The organism is Mesorhizobium sp. ESP-6-2 (genome assembly GCF_020164675.1).
Classification (GTDB): Bacteria; Pseudomonadota; Alphaproteobacteria; order Rhizobiales; family Rhizobiaceae; genus Mesorhizobium.
Genome location: NZ_JAIUGT010000004.1, coordinates 492,347 through 511,292, shown reverse-complemented (window position 1 = coordinate 511,292; position 18,946 = coordinate 492,347). Strand labels below are relative to the sequence as shown.

Genomic DNA, 18,946 nt, shown 5'->3' with positions numbered 1-18,946 from the left:
AGATCCCGGGTCGGGCCGGGGGTGTTCTGCCGATATCAAATCAAGCTCAGAGGTGACCAGGTGACCATCGCTGCATTGTCCCCCGATTCCGCCACAAGGCGGCGCCTCGGCAGGTTCGATTTGTCGACACCTCTTTTCGTGCTGCTGGCCGGCATCCTGTGCGTGTTGGTGCTGCTGCCATTGTTCTGGCTGGGCTACTACAGCATCACCAACAAGGCGGGTTCCCTGACCCTGGCGAATTTCGCCCGCCTCTTTACCGACGCCACAATTCGCCGGGCGTTCCTCATCGCGCTCGGCATGGCCGGCTGCGTCGGCCTGTTCTCGTGTCTCGTCGCCACGCCGCTGGCCTGGCTTGTCGCGCGCACCGACATGCCGGGGCAGCGCCTTGTCCGCAGTCTGGTGACGGCATCGTTCGTGACGCCGCCCTTCCTGGGCGCCATTGCCTGGGCAATGCTGGCCGCGCCGAACAGCGGTATTCTCAACAATATCTATCGCTGGGCCTTCGGCCTCGACCAGTCGCAAAGCCTGTTCGATATCTACACCTTCACCGGGCTGGTCTTCGCGGTCACCTGTTATTCGTTTCCCTTCGTCTTCACGCTGGTGGCCAACGCCTTCGACAAGGTGCCATCCGACCTCGAAGAGGCATCGGCGATCCTCGGCGGCAAGCCCGGCACGACATTGCGGCGGGTGACATTGCCCATGGTGCTGCCTGCCATGCTGGCCGGGTCCCTGGTCGCCATCGTCCAGGCCTTCACTATGTTCGGCTCGCCGGCGATCCTGGCGCTGCCGGCCGGCTTCCACGTCATCACCACCAAGATCTGGAGCTATTTCCAGTTTCCGCCGCGGCTCGATCTCGCCGCGGCCAGTGCCGTGCCCCTGCTCGTGGTCACCATGCTCCTGCTCTGGGGGCAGAGATGGCTGCTCGGGCGCCGCGGCTATACCGTGCTCGGCGGCAAGAGCGGCACGCCGCGGCGCGTGAAGCTGGGCAACTGGAAATGGCTGGCCGGCGCATATGTGTTGTTCATCCTGTGCGTGACGGTCCTGTTTCCCTATCTCGCTCTGCTCAAAGTGGCTCTGACGCACAATATTTCCGAGCCGCTGAGCTGGAGTTCGTTGACGCTCCATAATTTTCATTTCGTGCTCTTCGAATTTTCCAGCACGCGGCTCGCCATCTGGAACACCTTGATCCTTGGTTTGTCGACGGCAACGATCGCGACCGGCATCGCGCTTGTGGTGTCGTATCTGGTTGCCCGCCGCGCCGCGCCGGGCGCGGCATTTTTGGGCGTGCTGGCAACCGCGCCGATAGCCATTCCGGGCATTGTGCTCGGCGTCGGGCTTTTCCTCGCCTATGCCAACCCGACATTCGGCCTCTACGGCACCTTGTGGATCCTGCTGATCGCCTTCCTGACGATCGAGCTTCCGGCCGGCTATCAGCAATTGTCATCGGCTTTCCATGGCGTGCATCCGGAACTGGAGGAAGCCAGCCGCATTCTCGGCGCCACTCGCCTGAAGACCTTGTGGCAGATCACGGCGCCGTTGCTGCGTACCAGTCTGATCGCGGCCTGGTGCTTCGTTTTCATCGGCACCATCCGGGAGTTGTCGGCGACAGTGCTTCTGACGACCGCGCAGACCAAGTTGGTCTCAGTCATCATCTACGATCTCAACGAAAGCGGCGACTACGGAGCGATTGCGGTACTCGGCATCTTGCTGCTGGTGGTTTCGTTCACCGTTGTCTTTATCGCGAACAAGGTCCCGGTTCTCGGCGGAGCGCCTCCCAGGAGCGGTGGCTGAGGTGGATGCCGGTCTTGATTCCACAGCAATTGTCCGCGTTTCGCTTGACAAGAGGAAGTATGTCTCAGTCATGGTCCTGCTTGGATGTCGTCGGCATCAATTGGACGAAGGAGATCAAACCGTGGATGATGGCCAGGCAAAGTGTTCGCGGCCAGCGAGGCCGGATCAGGCAAATCGTGTCGTCCGCGGGGCATTGAACGGAATTCGGGCTCATGGCTAACGAAACCGAAAACATGTCGGGATTTTCGCCCATCGACTTTTTACGCACGCGCTCGCTCGCCAATGTCGTGCAGCACGAAATAGAGCGAATGATCGTCGAGGGAGAATTCACGCCCAACGAACGGATCAACGAAAACGCGCTGGCCCAGCAGCTCAAGGTCAGTCGGGGGCCGATCCGGGAAGCGTGCAGCGCGCTGGCAGCTCTGGGGCTGATCCAGGTGATCCCCAATCGGGGCTTTTTCGTGCGCGAGCTCAGCGAAGAAGAGGCTCGCGATGTGTCGGAAGCGCGCGCCTGCATCTTCGCGTGCATGACCATGAGCGTCGCGGAGAAGATCACCGATCCCGAAATCGCCAAATTGCGCGCGCTCGTCGACCGCATGGACGAACTGGCGAAGATCGGCGAGGTGAGCCAGTACTATCCGGTCAATCTGGAGTTCCATTCGGAACTGGCGAGGATGTGCGGCAACGGCCGCCTGGCGCAGATCTATCTCGGCCTTGCACGGGAACTCCACATCCAGCGCTACCGCGCACTGGCGAGTGGCGACGTGCTCGATATATCCAATCGCGAGCACCGGGCCATCGTGGACGCCGTTGCCGCACGCGATCCGCAGCGGGCCTTCGCAGCCGGGCGCGAGCACATCGTCAACGGAACCTCGCGCACGCGCCGGGCAACCGTGGCGTTGCGACACTCCTCGGACTGACTGCCGTAGGACGTTTCTCGGAAGAAGGCGAATTCGCCTGAAGCGCGAGAATGCGCCGATTGTGGCCTGCGCTCGTCATTTCCGTCCCATAGCTCCAGGCTGGACGGGCTTCATTTTGTCGACAAAAAATTGTTGACAGTTTACCAAAACTGCTTTCTTAGTCCTGCTCGCAACCTTAGCAAGCAAGCCCGCGCGAGCGGGTTCTTGGTTCGCGGGCACGGTCGACGGAGAGGATTTTCAATGCACGACATGGCACAGGCAGGTCTCACGAAATACGTGGCGGAGTTCGTCGCAGCAGCCACTCCGCAGGATCTGCCGGATGACGTCATCGCTCTCGGCAAGAAGTCGATACTGGACGGCATCGGGCTTGCTCTTTCGGGCTCCGTCGCGCAAAGCGGCGACCTTGTGCGCCGCCATCTCGACGAACTCGGGTTGATGCCTGGCGCCGCGACGGTGATCGGCGCAGGCCGCAAGGTTGCGCCGCGCTTTGCCGCGTTCGCGAATGGCGTCGGCATTCATGCCGATGACTATGACGACACCCAGCTGGCCGTCGCTTCCGATCGCGTCTACGGCTTGCTGACCCATCCGACGGCGCCGGCATTGCCCGCGGCACTGGCCGTCGGCGAACTGGTGGGCGCCTCGGGCAGGGAGGTCATGCTGGCCTACCATCTCGGGGTCGAGGTCGAGTGCAAGATCGCCGAAGCGATCGCGCCTCGCCACTATCAGACAGGATTTCACGCGACGGCCACTTGCGGCACGTTCGCCGCCGCTTCGGCCGCGGCCTCGCTTCTTCGCTTCGATGCCAAGACCACGGCGCGCGCTCTTTCGATCGCCGGCAGCCAGTCGGCCGGCCTGCGCGAGAATTTCGGCACGATGACCAAGCCGTTCCATGCGGGCCGCGCATCGGAAAGCGGCGTCGCCGCCGCGCAGTTCGCCGCCCATGGATGGACTGCCACCGACAAGATCCTGGAGGCCCCGCGCGGCTTCTTCCAGGCCGCCGGCGGCGGTTACGACGAGAACGCCATCCGTGGACGCCTTGGCGCGCCGTGGACGTTCGCCGACCCCGGCATCTCGATCAAGCCGCATCCCTCGGGGTCGTTGACCCATCCCGGCATGACCGAGATGGCGCGCCTTATCCGTGAGAACGATATCAAGGCCGCTGACGTGAAGCGCGTGCGGGTCGGCACCAACTCGAACATGCCGAATGCCCTGATCCATCACAATCCGCATGACGAACTCCAGGCCAAGTTCTCGATGGAGTTCTGCATGGCCATCCTGCTGCTCGACGGCAAGGCCGGGCTTGGCGAGTTCACCGACGCGACGACGCAGCGGGCCGATGTCAAAGCCATGATCGACAAAGTGGATTTCGTAATCGACGAAAAGGCCGAGAAGGCCGGCTATCACAAGATGACGACGATCATCGATATCACGCTCAATGACGGCCGTGTCATTCACGGCGAGGCCGACTTCGGAAAGGGCAGTCCGGCCAACCCGATGAGCTACGAGGAGGTTGCCGACAAGTTCAGGGACAATGCTGCTCATGCCCGCCTTGCCCGTTCGGCGGCGGACGAGGTCGTCGCGCTGGTGCGCGACCTGGAGCGGCAGCCCTCGCTGGAGCGGCTGATGAGCCTCGTCGCCAAGGCCGGCTAACAGGTCTCCAAGCGGCCGCGGCGGCAGAGCCGCGGCCGGCAATTCAGAAAGGTCGGCCGATGGCCCATCTCACGATCGGTATCCTCAACGGCGACGACATCGGGCACGAAATCGTGCCTGCCGCCGTGCGCATCGCCAGGGCCGCCGCCGCGCGCAGCGGCCTCGACATCGACTGGCGCCCGATGCCGATCGGCCGCGCGGCGCTCGACATGCACGGATCGACCATGCCTGACGGCACGCTCGAGACGCTTTCGACATTGGACGGCTTCATACTCGGGCCGATCGGACATCGGGCCTATCCAAAGGTGACCGGCGCCATCAATCCGCACCCGATCCTGCGCAAGCATTTCGGCCTTTTTGCCAATGTCCGGCCGACGCGCTCCTTTCCCGGTCTCGGCGCGCTGTTCGACGACGTCGATCTCGTCATCGTGCGGGAAAACAACGAGGGCTTTCAGCCTGATCGCAATGTCGTTGCCGGTTCCGGAGAATTCCGGCCAACGCACGACACGACCATTTCGGTTCGCGTCATCACCCGCGCCGGCAGCTACCGTGTCGCCAAGGCGGCGCTCGAACTTGCCAGAACCAGGCGCAAGAAGTTGACGATCGTTCACAAGGACACCGTGTTCAAGCTTGGCTGCGGCATGTTCGTGGAAGAGTGCTATCGGGCCGCCGAGCAATTCCCCGATGTCGCTGTCGACGAGGTGATCGTGGACACCTTCGCCATGCGGCTGTTGCGGGATCCACAGACATTCGATGTCGTCGTCACCACCAACATGTTCGGCGACATCCTGAGCGACGAGGCCGCCGGCCTCGTCGGCGGCCTCGGCATGGCGCCCGGCCTGTGTATCGGCGAAGGCGACATAGCCATGGCGCAGGCGGCGCACGGGTCCGCGCCCGATATCGCCGGCAAGGGTATCGTCAATCCCTATGCGATGATCGAATCCACCCGCATGCTGCTGCAATGGCTTGGCCACAACCGCGGCGTTCCCGAGGCGCTTCGCGCGGCTTCCATGATGGCGGGGGCTACTGTTGCGGCGCTCGCGCGGCCCGAGACGCGGACCGGCGACATACGCGGAACCACCAACACCGAGGGAATGACCAGCGCCATCGTCGCTGCCATCGAGAAGGAAACTGAAAATGTCCTCGCATAGGATCGCCGTCATCGGCGGTGACGGTATCGGGCCGGAGGTCGTCGAGGCCGGCGTGAAGGTGCTGGAAGCCCTGACCGCTGTCGAGCCGGGTCTGGCCTTCGACTTCAAGCGCTTCGACTGGGGCTCCGACTATTATCGCCGCAACGGCCGCATGATGCCGCAGGACGGCCTCGGGCAATTGGAGGGTTTCGATGCGATCTATTTCGGCTCGGTCGGCGATCCGGACCTTCCCGACGACGTCACCCTCTGGGGCCTGCGCCTGGCCATCTGCCAGGGGTTCGACCAGTATGCCAACGTGCGGCCGACGCGCCTCTTGCCCGGGCTGACCGGCCCGTTGCGGCCCGATCTCGGCAAGCAGATAGACTGGGTGATCGTGCGCGAAAACAGCGAAGGCGAATATGCCGGCGTCGGCGGTCGCGCGCATCGCGGACTGCCTATCGAGGTCGGCATGGATGTCGCCGTCTTTACCCGCGCCGGGATAGAACGCATCGCCCGTTTCGCCTGCGAGCTTGCGCTGTCGCGCCCCCGCAAGCTTCTGACGGTCGTCACCAAGTCGAATGCGCAGCGTCATGGCATGGTGCTGTGGGACGAAGTCGTGCGCGGCGTGCTTCGCGACTATCCCGGTCTCAGCGTCGACTGGATGCTGGTGGACGCCATGACCCAGCGCATGGTCAACAAGCCCGGCAGCATCGACACGGTTTTGGCGACCAACCTGCATGCCGACATCCTCTCCGACCTGGCCGCCGCGCTGGGCGGATCACTCGGCATCGGCTCGACGTCGAACATCGACCCCTCGCGCAGCCGGCCGTCCATGTTCGAACCGATCCACGGTTCGGCCTTCGACATTACCGGCAAGGGTGTTGCCAATCCGCTCGGATCGTTCTGGACGGCGAGCCTGATGCTTGAGCATCTCGGCGAGCAGGCCGCCGCGCGGCGCCTCATGGTTGCGGTCGAGATTGTCACGGACCGGGCGGAATATCTCAGCCCCGATCTCGGCGGCACCGCGAGCACCGCCGAGGTTACCGCCGCGGTGATTGCGGCCCTTCGCGCCAATTAGGCCTCAGGGCGTGCGCGCGCCTTCGGCGTCCGTTCCCCGATATTTCACATGCTCTATGAAAGCGCGCAGCTTGGGCAGGACCTGGCGTCTGTCGGGATAATACAGAAAAACGCCAGGCGTCGTGACGGCGAAGGGCGTGAGCAACGCTTGCAACCGGCCATCGGCAATCGGTCCCTCGGTGAGAGGGCCAGGCACCTGTGCAAGTCCGACACCTTGGATCGCCGCGCCAAGCAGTGTCGGGTAGTCATGCGCTACCAGCGGCCCGGAGACGATTGCCTCGACCGTCTTGTTGCCGTCGATGAAGGGCCAGGGCGCGATCGATCCATTGGAGCGGCGCATGCGCAGGCAGGCATGGCCACGCAGATCGTCGATGCGCTCCGGCCGCTTCTGCCGGCGCAGATAGCCAGGGCTGCCGACGACCACGAGCGGGAACGGCGGCGTCAGCCGAACCGCGACCATGTCGGCGGCGATGAACTGGCCGAGCCGGATGCCGGCATCGAACCCCTCGGCCGCGAGGTCGACCAACTCACCGCTTGCGGCGATCTCCACCTCTATTTCGGGATAGGCCTGGCAAAAGGATGCCACCAGCGGCTCCAGCAGGATCGGCACCACGGCGCGCGGCACAGAGAGGCGCAACAGCCCGGTCGGCCGCTGTCCAAGCTCACGTGCGACCTCGCTTGCGGCGACCAGTTCCTCGAAAGCGGGCTTTGCGCGCGAAAGGAACCGTTCCCCGGCTTCGGTCAGGCCGACGCTGCGCGTCGTGCGCATGAAGAGCGCCGCGCCGACGCGCACCTCGAGCGCGCGCACCGCCTGGCTGATCGCCGATGGCGTGACGCCGAGCTCCGCGGCCGCTTTTCGGAAATTGCGGTGTTGCGCGACGCCGAGAAACGCCTCCACGCCGTCGAGCGCACCTTTCCGGATTGTGAAGTTCTGCTTCATGCCCCGTCAATATTATCGCGAATAGTCGACCGCTGGAAGCGGGCGTAGATTGCGCCTTGCATCTCTTGGGAGGCCATATGTCGCCTGCAACCATTTTCCTGTTACATCTCGCTCTAGGCTACGTGCCTTGGCTGCTCTGCGTCGGCGTCTATGTCTTGCCCCGGCTCAGATCCGTCAACCTGGTCGAGGCGCAACGCGCCATCGCCACGCTGCACAGCTTTCGCTTCTTCGGGCTTGTCTTCATCATTCCAGGCGTCGTCGGGCGCGATTTGCCGGCTGATTTCGCCACCTTCGCCGCCTATGGCGACTTTGCAACCGGAGTGTTGGCCATGCTGGCGCTTTTGACGACGAGGATACGTCCGCTATTCTGGTTGTTCGTCGTCGCGTTCAATCTCGTGGGGACGATCGATATCGCCGTCGACTACTATCACGGCAGCCAAGCCGGTCTTCCTGAGCTGGCGGGGCAATTGGGCGCTGCATACGCGATCCCCGTAATCTATGTCCCACTGCTGATGATCACGCACGCCGTCGCGTTCTACCTGATGCTGCGCCCCCAGCTCCAGGCAGCTCGAGTCTTCGCCGGCGACGCGGCCGCATCTCCGTGACGCAGCAAGTGCCGGTGTACCGGCGCGCCGCACGGCGCAGACGCTTCGCGGCGGTATTCGACTAATAGGTCGTGCGCCCGCCCGACAGGTCGAAGGTCGAGGCGGTGGTGAAGCTGTTTTCCTTCGAGACGAGCCAGGCGACCATGGCGGCGGCCTCGTCGACCTCCAGCAGACGGCCGCGTGGAATGCGCGAGCGCATGTATTCGATGTGCTCGGGCGTGAGTTGTTCGAGGATTCGGGTCTGTGCGGTGGCCGGCGAGATGCAGTTGACCGCAATGTCATACTGCGCCAGTTCCTTGCCGAGCGACTTGGTCATGCCGATGACCGCCGCCTTCGAAGCGGAATAGGCGGCGGCGTTGGGGTTGCCTTCCTTGCCAGCGACGGAAGCGATGTTGACGATGCGCCCGTAATTGCGCGCCTTCATCCCGGGCACCACGGCGCGGTTGACGTAGAAGGTGCCGTTGACGTTGATGTCGATGATCTTCTTCCACGTCGCTATGTCGTAGCTGTCGAGCGGGGCGGCGGGACCGGCAATGCCGGCGGAATTGACCAGGATGGAGATTTTGCCGGCGCTCTCCTCGGTTTTTGCCCGCGCGGCGTCCACCGTCTCCCAATCCGCAATGTCGACGACCAGGGTCGTGGCGGCCTTGCCAAGGTCGCGCTTGGCCGTTTCGAGGCGCGCCTCGTCGACGTCCCATAAGGTGACCGTCGCGCCGGAGGCGACGAAACGTTTGGCCATCGCGAAGCCGAGGCCTTGCGCGCCTCCGGTGACCACGGCGTGTTGGCCGTCAAGATCGATCCTGTTCATGCCGAGCGTTCTTTCTGGTTGAGAGAATTGAGGTTGCCCCGTTGCAGGTGGGCGATGTCGCTACATGGTAGCGCCGAGGTTCCAGGGCACGAACTCATTGTCGCCGTAGCCCAGCGTTTCCGATTTGGTACGCCCACCCGATGCCACGCGCAGGATCTCTGCGAAGATCTCCTGGCCTTTGTCGTCCAGCGTGACGCCGTCGAGGATGTCCCCGCAATTGATATCCATGTCCTCGCGCATCTGCTCGAAGATGAAGGAATTGGAGGCAAGCTTGATCGAGGGCGTCGGCTTGCAGCCGAAGGCCGAACCCCGCCCCGTGGTGAAGCACAATATGTTCGCGCCGCCGGCGACCTGGCCGGTGGCCGAGACCGGATCGTAGCCCGGCGTGTCCATGAAGACGAGGCCACGTTCGTTGATCGGTTCGGCATATTCCAGCACCGCGCGCAGATTGGTCGTCCCGCCCTTGGCGGACGCGCCGAGCGACTTCTCCAGGATCGTCGTCAACCCGCCGAGCTTGTTGCCGGGAGACGGGTTGTTGTTCATCTCCATGTCGTGCTTGGCGGTATAGTCCTCCCACCAGCGGATGCGCTCGATCAGCTTCTCGCCGACCGCGCGGTTTTCCGCGCGCATGGTCAGCAGATGTTCGGCGCCGTAGATCTCCGGCGTCTCGGACAGCACCGCCGTGCCGCCTTGCGAGACAAGCAGGTCCACCGCGGCGCCAAGCGCCGGATTGGCGCTGATGCCGGAATAGCCGTCCGACCCGCCGCATTGCAGCGCGAGCACCAGTTCGGAGGCCGGCTGCGGCGTCCTTTGCGCGGCGTTGACGATGGACAGCATATCGAGGATCGCCTTGACCCCGGCCTCGACCGTCTTGCGTGTGCCGCCGGTCTCCTGGATGGTCATCGTGCGGAAGGTCGTGCTCTCCTCGATATTGTAGGACTGCATCCAGCGCGGAATCTGGAACGCCTCGCAGCCGAGCCCGACCATCAGCACGCCGCCGACATTGGGATTCGTGGCAAAGCCCCACTGCGTGCGCTTCAGGAGGTCGTAAGCGGGGCCCTTGGTGTCGATGCCGCAGCCGGTGCCATGGACGAGTGAGATCACGCCGTCGACATTGGGATAGTCGCGCAGGATGCCGCAGCGGTTGACCTCTTCCACGATGAAGCGGGCGACACTGGCCGAACAATTCACCGAGGTCAGGACAGCGATGAAGTTGCGCGTCCCGACCTTGCCGCTCGGCCTGCGGTAACCCATGAAGGTCGCGCGCTCGGCTTCAGGGAAGACGGGTGTTTGCCTGGCGTTGGTGCCGAACAGATAGTCGCGTTCGAAATTGCGCAAATACACATTGTGCTCGTGAACCCAATCGCCGGCGGCGATCGGCCCGCGGGCGAATCCGATGGTCTGTCCGTATTTCACGACCGGCTCGTCCGGAGCGATGTCGCATATCGCCATTTTGTGTCCGCGCGGTATGCGCGCCTTGGCGGGCACGTCGCCTGCCTTGTCGCCGATCTTCAACGGATCGACCGCCAGAAGGATGTTGTCGGCATGCGAAAGCTGGATGAACCGCGCCATTACAAACTCTGAAAAAGCCCCCGCCGGCACAATGCCGCCGAATGGATCGGAATACTAATATAATAGAATGTCAACGGTCAAGCTGCGAACACGGCTCACCGGGCCTCGGCAAACCGGCCGGATGGCAGGTCACAGGCCGACGCTGAATGGACCTGGAACCTGCGCCGCCCGTCTCAGCGCTCAGTCGAGGTCGTCAGTCGAGAAGCTCGGCGGCGACTTCGAGCGTGTTGCGAAATGACGTCTCGAGGTGATGCTCCATCGCCTGTGCGGCGCCCTCCGCGTCGTGACGCTTCAGCGCGTCCAGAATGGCCTCGTGCTGCTCGATCGTCTGCTCGCCATAGCCGGGCTTCGGAATGGCGAGATAGCGGCCGCGGTCCATCTGCGCCTTGGAGATGTCGACGGCGCGCCAGATCATCGGCAGGCCGCATATTTCGGCGATGGTGCGGTGAAAGACGTCGTCGAGTTGAATCGCTGTGGCGTACCTGCCGCGCGCTATGGCGAGCTTATGCGCGGCCATGTTGTCTTCCAGCAATTCACTGGCAGCCGGCGTCAGCTTGGCGGCGGCGCGCCTGGCGCTCTCCATCTCCAATGCGCGCCGGATGACATAGGCTTCCTCGAGGTCGGCCCGGCTGATGGGAGCAACGTAGGTGCCGGTCTGCGCCAGGATCTTGACGAGCCCTTCGTCGCTGATGCGCTTGACCGCCTCGCGCACGGGCGTGCGCGAGACACCCAGCGCTTCGGCAATGGCGATCTCATTGATGACCTCACCCGGTTTCAGCCGTCCGACGACGATCATGTTGCGGATCTTGTTGTATATCTGGTCGCGCAGCGGGAGGGCTCGATTGAGGGTCGAAGGATCTAGATCCATGGAAAATCCCATCGTTCGTCCCACCTGAAATGGCAAAATTATTCGAATGTCAAACGGAATGCACCTGCATGCGACGCGGGGCTCGTTGCGATCCGACGCCAGTCACGGGAGCGGTCAGATCCAGCTTGCCAGAACTATTATATTAGTGCAATAGTGCCGCCAGTAGCGTGATTTTCAGCCTATGATGAGGTGTCTGGTGCGGATGCGCTGAAAGGGCCTTTGGGCCTGCTCGAGTGGGCCGAACTGCGCCTGGAAGACCATTATACTAACATAACGCCGCCGACCGCATGCTACCAGGGAGGACCAAGCCTAGATGAGTGCCGCCGCCGATTGTGCCCTGGACATGAGAGGCATCTCCAAGACTTTTCCCGGCGTGAAGGCCCTGTCGAACGTCAATTTCGCCATCCGGTTCGGCACCGTTCATGCGGTCGTCGGCGAGAATGGCGCCGGCAAGTCGACGCTGATGAAGGTGCTCAACGGATCCTACGCTCCGACCGCCGGCACGATCCTCGTCGGCGGCGCCGAAGTGCGCATGCGGCGTCCCGCCGACGCCCAGGCGCTCGGCATCCGCATGGTGCACCAGGAGATCAATCTTGTTCCCGACCTGACCGTCGCGGAGAACGTCTATCTCGGCCGCATGCCCGGCAAATGGAGCTGGCTGCGCAAGGGCGAAATGGTCGGGAAGGCCGCCGCCGTCCTCGACGAGCTGGGCGCGGCCATCGACCCGCGCGCGCGGGTCGGCGACCTGTCGATCAGCCAGCAGCAACTGGTCGAGATCGGCAAGGCCTATGCGGCGCAGCCCAGGATCATCGTGCTGGACGAGCCGACATCGAGCCTGAGCGAGCACGAAACCGCGGCGCTGTTCCGGATTCTTCGCAAGATGCGCGATGACGGCATCGCCATCGTCTACATCAGCCATAGGCTGAAGGAAGTTCTCGAGATCGCCGACGAAGTGACCGTGCTGCGCGACGGCTCAATGATCGAGACCCGTCCGATCGACGGCATAACCGCGGCCGAAATGATCAGGCTGATGGTTGGCCGCGAGGTCGCCAACGTGTTCCCGAAAAGCCCGGCCGCGATCGGCAAGTCCGTGCTGCGTGTCGAGCGCATCGGCGACGGGGCGCATTTCCGCGATGTCAGCTTCGATGTGCGCGCTGGGGAGATACTGGGCTTGACCGGACTGGTCGGGGCGGGTCGCACCGAGGTAGCACGCGCCATTTTCGGCCTGTCGCGGCTGGTGGAGGGAACGGTCAGCGTCAACGGGCGCAAGGTCGCCATCAACTCTCCTTCCGAGGCGGTGCGAGCCGGGATCGCCTACGTCCCCGAGGACCGCAAGGGTGACGGCATCGTTCCGGGCATGTCGGTCCGCGAGAACATCAGCCTGCCGATATTGCGGCGTCTGACCAGCTTCGGCCGCATCAGGCGCAGCGCCGACCGTTCGCTGGCGGCGACCTATGTGAAGCAGTTCTCTATTTCGCCGCCCGACGGGGAGCGGCGCATCAACCTGTTGTCGGGGGGTAACCAGCAGAAGGCGGTCATCGCCAAATGGCTCGCGGCCAAGCCCTCCGTGCTCATCCTCGACGAGCCGACGCGCGGCGTCGACGTCGGCGCCAAGGCCGAGATCCACAGCATCATCGGCCGGCTCGTGGCCGACGGCATGGCGGTGGTGATGATCTCGTCGGAACTGCCCGAAATCCTCGGCGTCTGCGATCGCGTCGTGGTGATGCGCGACGGCCGCGCATCGGAGCCGCTCGCCCGCGCCGAACTGAGCGAGGAGCGCATCATGGCGCTGGCGACGGGGGAGGAGGCGGCATGACTGATGCGGCCATGGAGACCAGCGGGGCGACCCGCAATGACCGCTTCACGCGTGGCAGCAGGCTTGCCGATGTCCTGTCCAAGGCGGGGCTCGGCTTTGCCATCCTTGCAGTGATGCTCTACGGCTCATTCGTCAGCCCCGCCTTCTTCACCACAGGCAATCTGCTCAACGTCCTGACCTCGATGTCCATTGTCGGCATCGTCGTCGTCGGCATGACTTTCGTGCTCGTGGCCGGCGGCTTGGCCGACCTGTCGGTGCCGGCCGCCATCGCCTGCGGGGCCATCCTTTCGCTCGGGCTGCAGCCAATGATCGGGCCGGTTCCTGCCTTCGTCCTGGCGGTGGCGCTTGCGGGCCTTATCGGCCTGCTCAACGGCGTGCTGGTCGGCTATGTCGGTATCAATCCCATCATCGCCACGCTCGGCACCGGCACCATCGGGCTGGGCATCGTGCAGGCGGCCGTCGGCGGCGTCATCGTCTATGGCAACAATCCCGCTTCGGCCGAATTTGCCAAGGGCCGGCTCTTCGGCGTCCCGGTCGTGGTGCTGATTTTCCTGCTGATCGCTCTCATAGGGCATTTCGTCCTCTCGCGCTCCTTCTGGGGCAGGTGGACGCTCGCCACGGGCGGCAATTACAGCGCCGCCGAGGCGAGCGCGGTGCCGGTGGAGGCGGTGAAGGCCGGTGCGTTCGTGATCACGGCGCTGGCTTCGGGCGTCAGCGGGGGCCTGCTGGGCCTGACCTTGCAAAGCGCGCGGCCGCTGATCGGCGCCGGCTACGAGTTCAGCGCCATCACCGCGGTCGTCGTCGGCGGCGTGTCGATCATCGGCGGTTTCGGCTCGGTGCCGAGGGCGATCGCGGGGCTCGTCTTCGTGCAGCTTCTGACCAACGTCATGGTGCTCGACGGCGTGCGCACGCCGATCCAGGGTTTTGTCCTCGGCATCCTGATCGTCGGCGCCGTCGGCATGGATGTGGCATTGCGCAAGCGGGGGGTGGCGTGATGCGCTTCCTGGCGCTTGCCTCGCGGCACAGGGTGGTGATCATCCTCGGCCTGACGCTGATCATCTCCGCCCTGGTGGTTCCGGGTTATTTCTCCGCATCGACCCTCGGACTCGGCCTCGACCGGGCGGCGACGATCGGCCTGATCGCCATTGGACTTACGGTGCTTCTGGTCGCCGGCCAGATCGACCTCTCCGGCGGCGCGGTGTTCGCGCTGGCGGGGATCATGTCGGTAATCCTGCAGCGCGAGATCGGCATTCTGCCTGCCGCACCTGTCGGTATCCTGGTCGGCATGCTGGCAGGCGCCATCAACGGCGCGTTGGTCGTCGGGCTGAAGGTGAACTCGCTGGTGCTGACGCTGGCGACGATGCTGATCTTCCGCTCGCTCGCGCATTGGATCACCAACAGCCAGCCGGTGACCGGCACCGACATCATGCTTTCGCTGGCGTTCGCCAAGATCCATCTCGAAATCTTCACCATCCGCAGTGCGCTGTTCATCCTTCTGATCGTGCTGCTGCATGTCTGGCTGACGCGTACCATACCGGGCCGAAATGTCTTTGCAGTGGGGTCCAATGCGGCAGCGGCCAAGGAGAGCGGCATCGCCTCCGACCGCATCGTTTTTCTGGGCTTCGTCTTCGCCGGCACGCTCGCCGGTCTCGCAGGCGTTCTCCAGAGCCTCGTCACCAACACCGGTTCGCCCGTCTTCGGCTCGGAACTGACGGTCGCCGTCATTGCCGCGGTCGTGGTCGGCGGAACCCGCCTCGAAGGCGGCAAGGGATCCGCGCTCGGCACGCTTGGCGGCGTGCTGACGATCGGCTCGCTGACCATCGCGATGGAGTTCCAATCCGTTCCCGCATACGTCCAGCAGGTCGTGTCGGGGCTTATCCTGATCCTGCTCGTCGTGCTCGATCGGGCCGTGACTACCAAGAGGAGGGCGCCGGGCACAGGACCCGCGCTCAATGGCGACAATCCAATCACTCAAGGAGGAAATACATGATCGGGAGGAAACCTATGGTTGGCAAGAAAAGCATGCTCCACATTACCGCCATGGCGGTAATATTGGCCTCGACGGGCTGGGCCAGTGCAAAGACGGTCTGCTACGTCACGGCCGCGGATTCGCATGCCTATGCGACGCCGGCCAACAAGGCGCTCCAGGCGCGCGCCGGCGAACTCGGCATCGAGATCCTGAGCCTCAGCCAGGATTTCGACGTCCAGAAGGGCACCGAGCAGCTCAACACCTGCGTCGCGCGCAAGGTTGACGGCATCATCCTGTGGCCGCTCGACCCGCAGGCCTACATACCGGGCCTCGCCCGCGCACAGCAGGCGAACATTCCCGCGATCCTCATCAACTCGCCGATGAGCGACGATGCCAAGCCATTCATCAAGTCGTTCACCGGGCCCGACGTCTACGAGGAAGGCAAGCTTGCGGCCGACTCGCTCAGCAAGGCGCTGGGTGGCAAGGGTTCCGTCGTCATCATCGCCGGCCAGGCCGGCAACGGCACGACGATCGGCCGCGTGGGCGGCTTCACCGACCGTCTCAAGGAAACGAATGCCGACATCAAGGTGCTCGATACGGTCAATGCCGATTTCGACCAGCAGAAGGCGCTGGTGGTCAGCCGCGACCTGATCACCCGTTTCGGCGACCAGATCAGCGGCGTCTATGCCAATGACGACACCATGGCGCGCGGCTTCATCGACGCCTGGAAGGAGGCCAATCCGTCCAAGGCGGCACCGCCGATCGTCGGCATCAACGGCCAGAAGGACGCGTTCGAATCGATCCGCACCAACGAAATGTACTCCACCATCGTGCAGTCGCCGGTCGAGGACGGCCGCCTGGCCATCAACACCATGGCGGAGATCATGGACGGCAAGGAGGTCAAGGACCGTTTGCCGATCCCGCTGACGGTCGTCACCAAGGACAATGTCAACGCGGTCGAGCCGGCGTTCTGATCCCCTGGGGCGGGCTCGCCAGAACCGGGCCGGCTCCTTCATCTTCTGGCGCGGACGGACGATCCGGCTGCGCTGCTCCCGAATGGAAAGGCCTGTCGGCCAGGGTCGCCCGGCACAGTTGGAACTTCCGTTTGCGCCCCGGATTATCCATCCGGGAGAACGCCAATGCCTTCTACGGCCATCCGCAGCACGCAGTACCATCCCGCCACCAGGGTGCTTTCGGTCTGGTTCGTACCGAGCGGAAACCGCTATGACTACGACGACGTGGAGCCCGAGACCTACGCTGCCTTCAAAGCCGCCTTGTCCAAGGGGCGCTTCTTCAATGAATTCATACGGGATCGGTACAGGTTTCGTCTGGTCGAACGCGCCCCTGAACGCTGACGCACGCCAGCGGCAAAGCGCGGGATTGCGGGACTGTTCGCCTGTCACGAATTCGTGCTGACAGGCATACGCCGAACAAGATCAGCAACTTAATTGCCGGATATTCGTTTCATGATGTCCTCGAGGCCATGAAATGTCTCAAGTTTACGATCTTGCATCCGGTCTGGTGCGGCGGATCTACGAAAAGCGCATCGACGCGCCGGCGATCCTCGACACCGCCAGCGAATTTCCAAACGCCACCAAGTTCACGGCCGCCTGGCAGGCCATCCGCGACGAAGCGCTTGCCGTGGGCAAGGCGCCCCGCTTCCACGACATCATGCCTGAACAGGCCGACATCTCGGCCAATGACGGTCGCGACTGGCGTATGTTCGTGCTCAAGGCTTACGATATCGCGGTTCCGCAAAACCTGGCGCGGATGCCGGTCCTCGACCGGCTGCTTGCAGAATGCCCTGAGGTGAAATCGGCGGCGATCTCCTTCCTGGCTCCGGGCAAGCACATTCCCAGCCATCGCGGCCCTTTCAGGGGCATAATGAGGTTCCATCTCGGCTTGGTGATCCCTCGACAGGCAGATGGTCGTCCGGCGACGGTCATGATGATCAATCATCAGGAGAGGCGGATCGCCGACGGCGAGTGTCTGTTGTGGGACGACACGTTCCCTCACGAAGTGACAAACGACGCCGACAAGCCTCGCGTAGCCCTGCTTTTGGATATCTGGCGTCCACGAATGCCGCCCGACATGGAAATCCTGTCACGGCTGATCGTCCACGGCGTGCAGGCAGGCATGCGCCGCAGAGGCGTGTCCTTTTCTGCGTGAGGGGAAGGCCCGAGCGCCTTGGCGCGTCAGTCGCGTGGGCCCGCCACCATCCGTGCGATCCGTGTCATGTCCGTGCTCATTTCGCGGTCATCGTCAAGCGGGCTGACAAGGGAGCGCACGGCGGCGAAGGTGCGCTGCGGCCCGTCGCCCATGCTGTCGACGACACCGCGCAATTCCACCCCCGTAGCCGCAAAGATCAGTTCCATCGCAACGAGATAACGCAGCCGCTCGACGATTTCGGCTGTCTTGGCCACCACGCGCGGGGCCATCGACGACTGATCCTCGATGCCGTCCGAAACGGCAAGCGGGCTGAGCGACATCGGGTTGGCGAGGTGCCGGATCTCGACTTCCAGGGCGGCAAGCGGTTTCTGCAGCTCCGCGTAGCCCTGACGGCTCCCACCCCTGGCCGACAGGAAGCGCGGCAGCTCCGCCGTTATCGGCGACATCAGCTTCATGCAACGGTTGGCTGTGCCGACCGCGCAATGCGCAAGCGCCTGGCCGAGCTGTTCCCAGGCCAGCGTCATCGCCGTCAGGTCGAAATTGCCGTTCGAGACGACCCGCTCGATCTCCGGCAGGATAACCGGGTTGTCGCCCGAATGGGCCAGTTCGATCTCCGTCGCCAGCTTCGCCTGTTCGAACACATGCAGCAGGCCGCCCCACACCTGCGGCACGCAGCGATAGCTGAGCGGGTCCTGGAGACGCCGCGCGGCGTTGTCCTCCCACAGGCCGCTTCCCGCCAGTTCCGCCCGCAGACGCGCGCCGATCTCGCGCTGGCCGAATGCCGGACGGGCTGAGAGCGCCTCCTCGCTGATTGCGCTGAGGGATGAGCGGAAAGCCTCATAATTGAGGCCCACGGCAGCCAGCGACCAGTCGATGAGATGGGCGACATCTTCCAGGCACAGGCATGCTGTTCCGGTCGAAAGGCTGTTCGCGACGATGATGGCGTGGCCGTCCTTTTCGCGCAGGTTGAGTGGTTCGAGCCCGGCGAGAGCCAGCGCCTCGGCGGACGGCATGATCTTGCCCTGGAACTCCGCTTCGCCGTCGCCGCGCAGTGCCCTCGCCATATGCCCGAGAGCGGCAAGGTCCGCCGCCCCGATCGATCCCCAACTGGGGATCACCGGATGAACCCCGGCGTTGAGTGCCGCCACAAGGCCCATGACCACACGTTCGGAGGTGCCGGTGCCGCCGGCCGCCATGCCTGAAATCCTTGCGGCCATAAGCGCCCGCACGGCCTCTGTCGGAAGGGCGGGGCCGATGCCCATACTGTGGCTGAGCGGTACGCTATGCTGGAACGCGATCAGATCGGCCTGCGCAAGCGGAGTATCCACGCACGCACCGAGACCGGTGGTGACGCCATATATGGGCTTGCCAAGTTGCGTGAGATGCTCGATGAGCGCATGGCTCTCGCGGATGCGGCGCATCGCCTGACCGCCCAACTCAAGGCGGGCGTTGCGCCGTGCGACCTCGGCCACATCAGCCGCACTGAGCGGCTTGCCGTCAAGCACTACCATTCTGAGTGTCATATCCTGCCCCGTGATCGCTGCCGCTAATGCCGCGCCCGCCTGACCGCATGCGGCTGGCGGCTGCCAGTTTTGCTGTTTCCGCGGGCCAAACTGCAAGCCATTCCCGTT

The 18,946-nt window shown here is 63.9% G+C and carries 17 protein-coding genes; 12 read left to right on the top strand and 5 right to left on the bottom strand.

What is annotated here, in order from left to right:
• Positions 1-120 precede the first annotated feature (120 nt).
• The 5 genes from LB532_RS14895 (at position 121) to LB532_RS14875 (ending at position 6,569) form a co-directional block, all read left to right on the top strand.
• A complete protein-coding gene (locus LB532_RS14895) occupies positions 121-1,791 on the top strand; it encodes an ABC transporter permease (protein ID WP_224556918.1) in 1,671 nt (556 codons plus the stop codon).
• Between the two features lie 212 nt (positions 1,792-2,003).
• Positions 2,004-2,711, top strand: coding sequence for an FCD domain-containing protein (locus tag LB532_RS14890; protein ID WP_140638428.1), 708 nt, complete (start codon positions 2,004-2,006; stop codon positions 2,709-2,711).
• A 240-nt stretch (positions 2,712-2,951) separates the two neighbouring features.
• On the top strand, positions 2,952-4,361 hold the full coding sequence (locus LB532_RS14885) for an MmgE/PrpD family protein (protein WP_140638429.1): 1,410 nt from the start codon (positions 2,952-2,954) through the stop codon (positions 4,359-4,361).
• Between the two features lie 59 nt (positions 4,362-4,420).
• Positions 4,421-5,512: an isocitrate/isopropylmalate dehydrogenase family protein gene (locus LB532_RS14880; RefSeq protein ID WP_140638430.1), complete on the top strand. Its 1,092-nt coding sequence runs from the start codon at positions 4,421-4,423 to the stop codon at positions 5,510-5,512.
• The gene (locus LB532_RS14875) at positions 5,499-6,569 is read left to right on the top strand and encodes a tartrate dehydrogenase (protein WP_140638431.1); all 1,071 of its coding nucleotides are present in this window, start codon (positions 5,499-5,501) and stop codon (positions 6,567-6,569) included. The genes LB532_RS14880 and LB532_RS14875 overlap by 14 nt, the downstream gene beginning before the upstream one ends.
• Positions 6,570-6,572: 3 nt before the next feature.
• On the opposite strand, the gene LB532_RS14870 is transcribed toward LB532_RS14875, so the two are convergent.
• Positions 6,573-7,508 carry a LysR family transcriptional regulator gene (locus LB532_RS14870; RefSeq protein WP_140638432.1) on the bottom strand — a complete coding sequence of 312 codons (936 nt, stop codon included), beginning with the start codon at positions 7,506-7,508 and terminating at the stop codon, positions 6,573-6,575.
• A 77-nt stretch (positions 7,509-7,585) separates the two neighbouring features.
• Between LB532_RS14870 and LB532_RS14865 the strand changes: the two genes are divergently transcribed.
• Positions 7,586-8,113, top strand: a complete 528-nt coding sequence (locus LB532_RS14865) for a hypothetical protein (RefSeq protein ID WP_140638433.1) — start codon at positions 7,586-7,588, stop codon at positions 8,111-8,113.
• Positions 8,114-8,174: 61 nt separating this feature from the next.
• Here LB532_RS14865 and LB532_RS14860 read toward each other — a convergent pair whose 3' ends face one another.
• The 3 genes from LB532_RS14860 to LB532_RS14850 all read right to left on the bottom strand — a co-directional run bounded on the left by LB532_RS14860 (position 8,175) and on the right by LB532_RS14850 (position 11,361).
• Entirely contained in the window at positions 8,175-8,921 is a 747-nt protein-coding gene (locus tag LB532_RS14860; RefSeq protein ID WP_140638434.1) for an SDR family NAD(P)-dependent oxidoreductase, read from the bottom strand.
• A 60-nt stretch (positions 8,922-8,981) separates the two neighbouring features.
• Entirely contained in the window at positions 8,982-10,493 is a 1,512-nt protein-coding gene (locus tag LB532_RS14855) for a UxaA family hydrolase (RefSeq protein ID WP_140638435.1), read from the bottom strand.
• Between the two features lie 193 nt (positions 10,494-10,686).
• Positions 10,687-11,361 (bottom strand): GntR family transcriptional regulator, encoded by a 675-nt coding sequence (locus LB532_RS14850; protein WP_140562356.1) that lies wholly within the window; start codon positions 11,359-11,361, stop codon positions 10,687-10,689.
• 313 nt (positions 11,362-11,674) lie between these two features.
• Between LB532_RS14850 and LB532_RS14845 the strand changes: the two genes are divergently transcribed.
• From LB532_RS14845 to LB532_RS14820, 6 genes are all read left to right on the top strand, one after another.
• Complete coding sequence (locus LB532_RS14845) at positions 11,675-13,177, top strand: sugar ABC transporter ATP-binding protein (protein ID WP_140638436.1); 1,503 nt, start codon at positions 11,675-11,677, stop codon at positions 13,175-13,177.
• A complete protein-coding gene (locus LB532_RS14840) occupies positions 13,174-14,172 on the top strand; it encodes an ABC transporter permease (protein ID WP_181169289.1) in 999 nt (332 codons plus the stop codon). Before LB532_RS14845 ends, LB532_RS14840 begins: the two co-directional genes overlap by 4 nt.
• Positions 14,172-15,167: an ABC transporter permease gene (locus LB532_RS14835; protein WP_140638809.1), complete on the top strand. Its 996-nt coding sequence runs from the start codon at positions 14,172-14,174 to the stop codon at positions 15,165-15,167. The genes LB532_RS14840 and LB532_RS14835 overlap by 1 nt, the downstream gene beginning before the upstream one ends.
• 14 nt (positions 15,168-15,181) lie before the next feature.
• Positions 15,182-16,120, top strand: coding sequence for a sugar ABC transporter substrate-binding protein (locus LB532_RS14830; RefSeq protein ID WP_140638437.1), 939 nt, complete (start codon positions 15,182-15,184; stop codon positions 16,118-16,120).
• Positions 16,121-16,285: 165 nt separating this feature from the next.
• Positions 16,286-16,501, top strand: a complete 216-nt coding sequence (locus tag LB532_RS14825) for a KTSC domain-containing protein (protein ID WP_140638438.1) — start codon at positions 16,286-16,288, stop codon at positions 16,499-16,501.
• Positions 16,502-16,634: 133 nt separating this feature from the next.
• Positions 16,635-17,315 carry an aspartyl/asparaginyl beta-hydroxylase domain-containing protein gene (locus LB532_RS14820; protein ID WP_140638439.1) on the top strand — a complete coding sequence of 227 codons (681 nt, stop codon included), beginning with the start codon at positions 16,635-16,637 and terminating at the stop codon, positions 17,313-17,315.
• 26 nt (positions 17,316-17,341) lie between these two features.
• On the opposite strand, the gene hutH is transcribed toward LB532_RS14820, so the two are convergent.
• Positions 17,342-18,838 (bottom strand): histidine ammonia-lyase, encoded by a 1,497-nt coding sequence (gene hutH, locus LB532_RS14815; protein ID WP_140638440.1) that lies wholly within the window; start codon positions 18,836-18,838, stop codon positions 17,342-17,344.
• Positions 18,839-18,946: the final 108 nt, after the last annotated feature.